Raw genomic sequence first — 1367 nt, 5'->3', positions numbered from 1 at the left:
TGGTGGCAGAGAGGCCGGAGCGGGGAGGATTGAGGCATGAGTGGACGCTCGCCCAAACCGCAAGCGGCCCCGCCTCCCGGCACGCGGCCGACCCTGCGCTGCGCGATCTACACCCGGGTCTCGACCGAGCACGGACTCGACCAGGAGTTCAACTCCCTCGACAACCAGCGCGAGGCGGCGGAAGCCTACGTCCGCTCGCAGGCACACGAGGGCTGGCGGCTGCTCCCTGGCCGCTACGACGACGGCGGCTTTTCCGGCGGATCGCTCGAACGCCCCGCCCTGCAGCGGCTGCTGGCCGAGGTACGGGCACGGCGTGTCGACGTCATCGTCGTGTACAAGGTCGACCGGCTCACCCGCGCCTTGTCCGACTTCGCCAAGCTGGTCGAGCTGTTCGACGGGTACGGCGTCTCGTTCGTGTCGGTGACCCAGGCGTTCAACACCACCACAAGCATGGGCCGGCTCACGCTCAACGTGTTGCTATCGTTTGCCCAGTTCGAGCGCGAGGTCACCGGCGAGCGCATCCGCGACAAGATCGCCGCGAGCAAGCGCAAGGGGCTGTGGATGGGCGGCGTCGTACCGCTCGGCTACCGGGTCGAGGGCCGCGCGCTGCACGTCGTCGAGGAGCACGCCGCCCTCGTGCGGGCGATCTTCGCCGGCTACCTCGCCCACGGCACGGTGGCGGCACTCAAGCAGGACCTCGACGCGCAGGGCATCACCCTGCCAGCTCGCCGCGATGGGGTCGAGCGAGAGACTGGCGGGGGACCGTTCTCCCGCGGGCATCTGTACAAGCTGCTCGGCAACCCGCTCTACGTCGGACAGCTCCGGCACAAGGGGCAGGTCCATGATGGCCAGCACCCCGCGATCGTGGACGAGGCGACGTGGCAGGCCGTGCAAGACCGGCTTACGGCCAACCACCACCAGCACCATCGCAGTCGAGCCGTGAACGGACATCTCCTCGTCGGTCGCCTACGCGAGGCCGGGGATGAGTCGATGGTGCCGAGCCACGCTCAGAAGGGCGCGGTGCGCTACCGCTACTACGTCGCCCGCGCAGTCGGGCTGAACGGCAAGCGGCTACGCCTGCCCGCCGCACCGATCGAGGCGGTGGTCGTGGCCAGTCTGCGGAGCATCGCCGCACCGAGCCCGGCACCGCTCGATGATGCTGCCGTAGTCGCTGCCGAACTCGAAACGGTGACGGTGCACGCCGATCACCTCGTGCTGCGGCTTACTGGCGACCGCCCTCTCCTGTCGCTGTCCTTCACGCATCAGCCGCAGCGGCGCCGCCGGGCGATCATCGTACCGCCGGGCCGCGAGGGCGATCGGCTGCGGGCGATGAAGACGGAGGATCGCACCCGGATCCTGGCGAGCAT

At 69.5% G+C, this 1367-nt stretch carries 1 protein-coding gene; it reads left to right on the top strand.

What is annotated here, in order from left to right; all coding sequences use genetic code 11:
- Window positions 1-36 precede the first annotated feature (36 nt).
- On the top strand, window positions 37-1367 hold a 1331-nt coding region (locus MKK53_RS01085), incomplete at its 3' end, for a recombinase family protein (protein WP_243926032.1).

The sequence above is a fragment of the Methylobacterium sp. J-076 genome (genome assembly GCF_022829405.1).
Lineage (GTDB): Bacteria > Pseudomonadota > Alphaproteobacteria > Rhizobiales > Beijerinckiaceae > Methylobacterium.
The sequence above is the reverse complement of the archived record's forward strand: the minus strand, read 5'-3'. Positions and strand labels throughout refer to the sequence as shown.